The sequence below is a fragment of the Kribbella sp. genome (genome assembly GCF_035655035.1).
GTDB lineage: Bacteria > Actinomycetota > Actinomycetes > Propionibacteriales > Kribbellaceae > Kribbella.
On the sequence record NZ_DASRVN010000239.1, the window covers coordinates 1 to 8,006 of the forward strand.

7 protein-coding genes and 1 pseudogene are annotated in these 8,006 nt (G+C 67.2%); 3 read left to right on the forward strand and 5 right to left on the reverse strand.

From position 1 onward, the window contains the following. The coding region (locus VFF46_RS13925; RefSeq protein ID WP_325037529.1) for a hypothetical protein at nt 1–886 on the forward strand (886 nt) is incomplete at its 5' end. Here VFF46_RS13925 and VFF46_RS13930 read toward each other — a convergent pair. Together VFF46_RS13930 and VFF46_RS13935 are read right to left on the reverse strand one after the other, a co-directional pair. Next, nucleotides 816–2,084 carry an MFS transporter gene (locus VFF46_RS13930; RefSeq protein ID WP_325037530.1) on the reverse strand — a complete coding sequence of 423 codons (1,269 nt, stop codon included), beginning with the start codon at nt 2,082–2,084 and terminating at the stop codon, nt 816–818. The genes VFF46_RS13925 and VFF46_RS13930 overlap by 71 nt on opposite strands. An 11-nt stretch (nt 2,085–2,095) precedes the next feature. After that, nucleotides 2,096–2,683 (reverse strand): helix-turn-helix domain-containing protein, encoded by a 588-nt coding sequence (locus VFF46_RS13935; protein ID WP_325037531.1) that lies wholly within the window; start codon nt 2,681–2,683, stop codon nt 2,096–2,098. A 176-nt stretch (nt 2,684–2,859) separates the two neighbouring features. Between VFF46_RS13935 and VFF46_RS13940 the strand changes: the two genes are divergently transcribed. Then, the gene (locus VFF46_RS13940) at nt 2,860–3,228 is read left to right on the forward strand and encodes a hypothetical protein (protein ID WP_325037532.1); all 369 of its coding nucleotides are present in this window, start codon (nt 2,860–2,862) and stop codon (nt 3,226–3,228) included. An 889-nt stretch (nt 3,229–4,117) separates the two neighbouring features. Next, nucleotides 4,118–4,984 (forward strand): alpha/beta hydrolase, encoded by an 867-nt coding sequence (locus tag VFF46_RS13945; RefSeq protein ID WP_325037533.1) that lies wholly within the window; start codon nt 4,118–4,120, stop codon nt 4,982–4,984. 201 nt (nt 4,985–5,185) lie between these two features. On the opposite strand, the gene VFF46_RS13950 is transcribed toward VFF46_RS13945, so the two are convergent. The 3 genes and pseudogenes from VFF46_RS13950 to VFF46_RS13960 form a co-directional block, all read right to left on the reverse strand. Beyond that, nucleotides 5,186–6,076, reverse strand: a complete 891-nt coding sequence (locus VFF46_RS13950; protein ID WP_325037534.1) for an LLM class flavin-dependent oxidoreductase — start codon at nt 6,074–6,076, stop codon at nt 5,186–5,188. A 412-nt stretch (nt 6,077–6,488) separates the two neighbouring features. After that, on the reverse strand, nt 6,489–7,400 hold the full coding sequence (locus VFF46_RS13955; protein WP_325037535.1) for a nucleotidyl transferase AbiEii/AbiGii toxin family protein: 912 nt from the start codon (nt 7,398–7,400) through the stop codon (nt 6,489–6,491). Continuing rightward, a pseudogene (locus VFF46_RS13960) lies at nt 7,393–8,006 on the reverse strand (hypothetical protein); the annotation flags it as partial. The gene VFF46_RS13955 and the pseudogene VFF46_RS13960, both read right to left, overlap by 8 nt.

Here is an 8,006-nt window from a genome sequence, read left to right on the forward strand (position 1 = left end):
GATCTCGCTGCTGCTCGGGTACGTCGGCCCGGTCGTCCGGCCGGCCGCGGCGACGATCGGCGGGATCGGGTTCGGCCTGTTCATCGATGAGGTCGGGAAGTTCGTCACCTCGGACAACAACTACTTCTACAAGCCGACCGCGGCAATCGTGTACATCGTCTTCGTGCTGATCGTGCTGGGCTTCCGCTTCCTCACCACCCGCCGGCCGATCGACCCACGCGAGGAGTTGGCGAACGTCATCGACCACGCCGTCGAGGGCGTCGCGGGAGGCCTGTCCCGCCGGCGCCGCGCCGAGGCGGCCGAGCTGCTGAACCAGGTACCGCGGGAGGTCGGCGGGCGACGGGAGACCACCGAGCTGCTGGCGGCCTGCCCGCCGGACGAGGTCGAGCTGGCCGCACCGGTGGACGCGGCGTGGCAGGCGGTCCAGCGCGGCTTCGAGCGGCTCGCCACGCACCCGAATGCCCCGACGGTCGCGGTCGCCGTACTCGCCGTCCAGGTGGTCGGGGAGCTGGTGATCGCCGCCGTACTGGGGGACGGGCTCAACACCCTTCCAGTGCTCGGTGTCGCGGCCGGGAGCTTGCTGTCGGCAACCTTTACGGTGCGTGGTGCACTGGCGTTGCGGAAGGGCAACCGGGCGCGGGCGGTCCGGCTGTTCGAGCTGGCGGTGCTGGTGTCGCTGCTGATGACGCAGGTCTTCCAGTTCGCCGCCACGCAGTTCGCTGCCGCCGGGGGCATGCTGCTGGACCTGGTGATGCTCGGGATCCTGCGAGCCGAGCGGGACCGCATGCGGCGGGCGGTGGACGACAGTACGAAGGCTAAGACGCACCGGCTGCCACCCGAGCCGGATCTGCCGCCGTTCCCGGAGGATCCGTCGGACCCGGTGTAGCTTTCCAGCTCTCGTGACGGCCGATCAGTACCGGTGACATGGTCGCGATCAGGTAGATCGCGCCACCGGCCAGCAGTGCGGGCGCCAGACCGATCGCGGCGATCGCTGCCCCGGCCGCGACGCCTCCCAGTGGTACGCCGGTCCAGCAGGCCGCGTTGGACAGCGAGTTCACCCTCCCGAGCAGGTGACTGGGGATCCGTTCGACCCGGATCGCGCCGAGTACCGGGTTGATGAAGCCGGCTCCGATACCGCCGACGGCGTACACGGCCATCAACGCCCAGACCGGTGCGTCGGTCGCCATCGCCACGAAGCGCGGTGCACCTGCTATCAAGAACGCCAGCGTGAACACGAGCTTGCGCGGGATACGGTCCCCGATCGCCGACGCGAGCAGGGCGAACGCCGTTGCTGTCACACTGAACGAGGTGAGGATCAGGCTGGTGTGGCCAGGCCCGTAGCCGTGCTCTTTGATCCAGACGGGCAGTAACACCGTGCTGGTCGCTGCGTCGAGCAGGTTGGTGACGGCGATCATCAGTACCAACGGCAGCAGGAGCTTGTCGGTACGGAGGAAGTGCCAGCCCTCCAGCAGGCGGCGGCCGTACGCCTCCTCGTTTTTCACTTCCGGCCTGTCCTGCTTGGGGATCCAGCGGGCGATGAGTACGGCGCAGATGCCGAACGACGCGGCGTCGATCCAGAGCGCGTTGACGGCTCCGGCCAGGGTAATGAGTCCACCGGCCAGTGCGTACGCGAAGAAGCCGGCCAGGCGTTCCGTCGTACTCTCCAGCCCTGTCACGCGCTCCAGCGGGACCTTGGCGGCGCGGGCGATGTCCGGGATCAGGGTCTCCTTGGCGGAATCGCCCGGCCCACGGAGCGCTCCGGCGATCGCGACCAACACCAGCAGCGTTGGGAAGTGCAGCAGACCGAGCGTGTGCAGGAGCGGTACCAGTGCGACCACGCCGGTACTCGCGGTGTCCGCCAGGACGCTGATCCGACGGGCGCCGACCTTGTCGATCAGCGGGCCGCCTACAGCCTTCACCACGACCAGTGGCGCCATCTCGGCCAGTGCGACCAGGCCGGTCTTGACGGGCGAACCTGTGGTGATCAGTACGAACCACGGGATCGCGATCGCGCTCACGCGGGTGCCGCAGATCGACACCACGTTCGCCACCAGGAACGCGATCAGCGGCTTTGCTTGCCTCACCGGTGGTCCTCCTACCGCGTCTCGCGGGGGAACGCCTGGATCTGCACGGTGACCTGCTCGGCGCCTTCCGGCAGGGGAGCGGTCAGGTCGGGCGTCTTGTACTTCTCCAGCACCGCCAGCACCTCCTGCATCATCGCGTCGAGCTGGTCGGCGCGAAGATGGAAGAAGTAGTCCGACAGCACGCTGGCGTCCCGCCAGTCCGCCGGCATCGTCTGCATCGCGTCGATGAAGCTGAAGATGTTCTCGGCGTACGACTGCCCGACACCGTGCAGGAAGCCCAGTGCCAGCTCCGGCTCCTGGTCCAGCAGCTCGGCCTTGTCGAACTCGGTCCCCTGATGCGCCGCCTTCCACCACCGGTCGCGCGCATTGCCCCGGCTGTCGTCCTCCGCCACCAGCCCGGCCTCCGCAAGCTGCCGCAGGTGGTAACTGGTCGCCCCGGTGTTCACCCCGAGCCTGCTCGCCAAGGAGGTCGCCGTCTGCGGTCCGTACACCCGCAGCAACCCCAGGATCCGGTTGCGCATCGGATGCGCCAGCGCCCGCACCAGCTCCCGGTCCAGCCGGACGGTCCGCGGCGCCTCGTTGCTGCTCTCGTCGCTCATGCTCCTGAGCCTAGCTTTGCAAAGACTCTTTGCAAAGAGCTTTTGCAAACTGGTTGTGCGATCGGTTGTCCACAGGGGCTGAATCCGTGTGTGGGGTGGGGGCGGATCGCGGCATCTTCTCTGTCGACCAGATCCCTCGGGACGTACCGAAAGAGGAACCACAGATGATGCGAGTGATGCTCGACGACGCCGACTACTGCGACGTCCCCGCCGACCTGATGACGTTCGACGACGGGGCGGTGATCTTCTGGCAGAAAGGCGAGGAGGTCGGCCGCCACCGCCAGTCCCGGATCCGCTCCCTAGAGCCCCTGAATCCGAACTCCATGACCCGCAAGATCCAGAAGGCCCGCAGAACCGCCCCGAACGCCTTCCGCCAGTGGACCCCCGAAGACGAGCAAACGATGGTGGAGATGTACAACAACGGCCACCCCTACACCCAGATCGCCGACACCCTCGGCCGCCAGGAAGGCGGCATCATCACCCGCCTAAGACTCCTAGGCGAACTAGACGAAGACCCCAAACCCGAAGACCCAAAACCCGAATGACCAACTCGCCCACCACCCGACCACCTACCACCCCGCGCCACACGCGCGGAAACCCACCGCCCCACCCCAACACAAGGTGCCCGTGGAGTGGAGGTGCGCAGCACCAGCTCCTCCAGCAGCCCGCGAGAGCTGCTACCACGTGAACGCTTCAGCGAAGCACGAGGTGGTTCGTGGAGCGTGTGTAGAGAGGCCGCCGCCCCGGGCCCGGTCCGCCGCCGTCGAGCGGGTACTTGCGGGCAGGGCGACCGCGCCGACTGTTCTTCCAGCCGCCTCCGGCGGCGCGCGAAAGGTGCCACCGTGCGCGGGCCTTCGGCCAAGTACGAGGTGGGTTCGCGGGGCGGGTGGGAGCGGCCGCCGCACCGGGTTGCTGGTCTGCCGTCGTCGCGGGGTGTTTGCGGGATGGACGCCAGCGGCGACTGTTCTTTCAGCCGCCTCCGGCGGCGCGCAAAAGGTGCCACGGTGCACAGGAATTCGGCGAGCGCGAGGTGGTTCATGGGCGAGTGTGGAGAGGCCGCCGCTGCGACTGCTGGTCTGCCCGATTTCGTGGGGTACTAGTGGGCGAATGGGACCGGCGACTGTTCTTCCGGCCGCCTTCGGCGGGCGCGCGAAAGGTGCCGCCGTGCGCGGGTCTTCGGCGAAGTACGAGGTGGTTCGCGGGGCGAGTGGGAGAGGCCGCCGCCCCGGGTTGCTGGTCTACGGTCGTCGCGGGGTGTTTGCGGGATGGATGCCGCGGCGACTGTTCTTTCAGCCGCCTTCGGTGGGCGCGCGAAAGTGCCACCGTGCGGGGGCCTTCGGCGAAGTTCAAGGCGCGGCGCGGCTATTGACCGCCTGCTCGTGCCAAGCGACCTAGGTCCCGTGCTGGTCACCGGTTCTCGGGAACGATGTGCGGATGCGGGTGATCGTGGATGGCATCGGGCTGTACTTCGACGTTGACGGGGCCGGGCTGGTCGCTGAGGGCGAGGTGATGACCGAGCGCCCGGTGCTGGTGCTGTTGCACGGCGGCCCGGGCGGGGACCACAGCCTCTTCAAGCCTGAGTTCACAGCGATGAGCGATGTCGCGCAGGTGGTTTACCTGGACCAGCGTGGTTCCGGACGGTCGGACCGGGGTGATCCCGCCGCGTGGACCTGGCAGCGATGGGCGGACGACGTAGCGGAGTTCTGCGCAGTGGTCGGACTCCGGCGAGTGCTGCTGGTCGGCACATCCAGCGGTGGGCTTGTCGGGATGACGTGCGCAGCGCGGTTCCCGGAGCTGGTGGCCGGGTTAGTACTGGACAGCACGCTGGGTGCGCCAACGACTCTGGCCGAGAGTCTGGACGTGTTCGAGCGACGCGGCGGCGTGGTCGCACGCGAGGCCGCAGCCCGGTTTCTCGGCGGGGACACCAGTTCGGAGGCGGCGTCGGCATGGTGGGAGTACGCGCTGCCCTTGTACGGCGCCGACGCCGGAGACACGCAGTTGCGTCGTACTCGCGCGAAGATCAACGAGGAGGTGCAGGATCATTTCCGGCAGGGTGGATGCGGCCCGGTGGACGTGGCCCCCTTCGCCGCGTCCATCGTGTGCCCGACGCTGATTCTCGCCGGCCAGGACGACCCGGTCTCGCCAGCAGTCGGTGCGCAGCGGCTGGCCGATTCGTTGACAGGTTCACCGGTGCGCATGGAGACCCTGGACAGGGTGGGCCACGGAGTGTTCCGCCAAGCCCCAGACCGAGCCTTCGACCTACTGCGAGCCTTCCTCCCGCACCTCGCCTCGTTGACGTAGGGGTACTGCGGGAGGCTGTCTACCGTGCCAGTGCAGTGATGGGCGCGGTTCGATTCATCAGGTCTCACGGTAGATGAGCGCGCCACACAGTACGTGAGCAGCGTTATGGTCTGGCCGCCGCCACATACGGGCCCCGACCCAGACGGTCGAACCGGCGGGCGCCGATGACGATCGCTCGCCGGAACAGCCGGATGGTCGGCATCACACTGAAGAGTTGTACGACATCGCCAGCGAGACTTGCGGGGCGTCAGCTCGGCCAGTTTGCTCAGGCTGTGGTGGACCGTTGCGGATGTGGGCGAGGTAGGCGTCGGGTCCGCTGTCGGGGCCCATGTCGATCCACCAGGTTGCGCCGGCTTCGGAGAAGGCCTGGACATGGTCGCGGGTTCGCGCGGCGTTTGCGGTCTGCTCAGGGTTGAACGCGATGTCGCCGGTGGTGCCGTCGCCGCGTTGCTCCCTGAGGAAATTGGCGATCTGCGTGATGTCGTCCGGTGAGAGCAGTTGCCCGGTATCTTGCCGAACTGTCATCAGATAGACGCCATCCCAGCGTGCAGCCCGGCGCAATGGTCTGCGCCGAGGCCAGCCCGTGGCTAGCCAGACCGGTATCCGTGGTGCCTGCACAGGGCTCGGCCGCAACAGCGCCTCGTTGAGTTCGAAGTGGTTGCCGCTGTAGCTGAACGGTTCCCCCGACCACATCCCGAGGATGATGTCGAGTCCTTCGTCGAGCAGTTGCGCACGAACCACCGGATCCCACGGATCACCGAACGGCGTGAAGTCCTGCTCCGCGTTTCCGAGCCCCGCCGCGAAGATCAGCCGACCGCCGCTCAACCGATCGAGCGTCGCTGCTTGCCTGGCAACCTCCCACGGACGCCGTCGCGGCAGCGGCGTGAGCAGGGATCCGATCGCCAAATGCTCAGTCGCGAGCGCAGCCGCGGTCAGCGCGATCCATGGATCCGCGACTGGGTCCACCGAGCTCAGGATGTCCTGGACGAAAAACCCGTCCCATCCGGCCCGCTCTGCCTCTCCCGCCATTCGCCCCAACAACCGCGGATCCGCAAAGGCCCCATTGACCGGCACATCCAACCCGAACCGCATCGCGCTCCTCCTCCGGCCCGACCTGTTGGCCCTGTCGTGCAGCGTTGCCGAGAAGCGAGTTGCATTTCCTCGCGTTCTGCAAATGTGGGAACCCACAGACTAATAGCGCACACGTCGAATATGTACTCCTTGCCTGCCGGTCTGCCCGTTTGTTGTGGGGTGCTTGTGGGCGGATGGGTGGGACAACTGTTCTGCTGGCCGCCGTCGGCGGTGCAGGCGGTACTGGCGAGCACCTGCGAAGCGGGGCAGTTCGTGGGCTGTGCTGCAAGGCGCCTGGTGGCCTGCCTCTACATGGCCGCGGATGGCTTTGGGGGGACGGACATCTAGCCGCACGGGAGGCGCTGACGTGCGGTGCTGGTGGAGCAGTCGTTGAATGGTGGGTCGCTGATTCGGTCCCGGAATTTGCGGGAAGTCACGCCCATTTGCGTGCGTCCGGGTCCCATGACTTTGTCTTTGATGTGCCGGTCAGCGCAGGGTCGATAAAGGTAGCGACCAGGTCCGTCACGGCGGAGACGGTGAGGTAGTCCGCGAGATGAGGGATGCGCACGGCCATGGCGGCGTACGCCCTGCCCCAGGTCGGTGGCACTTCGAAGGTGGGGAGCGGATGCATCCGTCGGCGGCGTGCTTCAACCTCCAAGGCATACGCGAGCGCGGCTCCGTCGACCGCCTGCGTGACGGCAATAACCGCTAGATCGACCAGGTCCTTCTCGCGGCTGGACGGTTGGCCCTCATGCTTCTCCATCGTTGCGCAAACCTTGTCCGCAACTTGGTCGACGATCGGATAGAGGCGGTAGGGATAGCTGATCAGCCGGGGGAGCGGCAGGCGGTTCGCCGGGTCGGCGGTTGTGACCGGTGCGGTGAGTCCTGCGCCGGTCGCAAGGTCGACGTTGATGCGGCCCTTGTGCCGAACGCCGATGTAGACGTCGAATGACACGCGGTAGGCGTCGACGTACGGCGGCTGGTCTCCGGCGACCGAGACCTGGTGGCCGACGTACACGAACCGGAAGTGGTCGCCGAGGTCGAGGTCGGCCAGGCGGCGCAGATCGGCCAGAGCTTGGTCGATGGTGAAGCCGTCGCAGTACAGGTCGATGTCCAGGGTCGACCGCGTGGCAGGGATGCGGGCGAGCATGCTGGTGCCGCCTTTGAGGAGCCACTCGGACTCGGTTCCTTCGCTGAACACGCGGCTGAGCAGGCGCCGGAAGTACTCGAATCGGATTCGTTCTGTGACCGTGAGCGTTGGATCGTTCTTGGTCGCCGCGGTGGCGGCGACCTTGATGGCCGACTCGACTCCAGCTGCAGTTGGGTATGGGGTGAGATCAGGCACTGTGGCGGCCTCGGGCGAGCGAGTCGAGGGCGCGGAGGTCGCCTGCCATGGCGGCGATGGAAGCCAGACTCGGGTCTGCCTCGTTGGCCAGCCGCTGAATGGTCCGGCTGAGGCCACGCAGAGATCCGGACAGGTTCACCAGACGATCAAGGAAGGCTTTGCCGTCGCCGGTGGGGAAGCCGTTGCGGGCGGCGAGCGGGGCGAGTAGTTCTTGGAGCCGACCGGCATCGAGACCGCCTCTGTGTAGAGCGTCTGCGACGAGGCCGGCCACGAGGCTGAGATCGGTTCGTGCTTCCACCAGGTCGGCGATGGTTCGCTCCTTGGTCGTCACCGGTAGGCCGTGGGCGATGGTGATGTCCTGGCGGGGGAGCGTGCGGGTTCGGTAGCGGATCTCGGGGCGCTGAGTCTGCCGCCGCCGTGGCGTCGAGAACTCATGACGATCGGCGGGGAGATCTCCGATGCGGTGCAGTTGGGCGGCTGAGGCACCCGTGACGACCACATCATCGAGCTGTCTCCGGACGCGGATCTCGGCGAGCTCGTCGGGTTGCGTGCTCAGCCATGCAGCTTGAAGGGCTTCGAACTCGTCACTGGGCGCGCCGGCAGCGC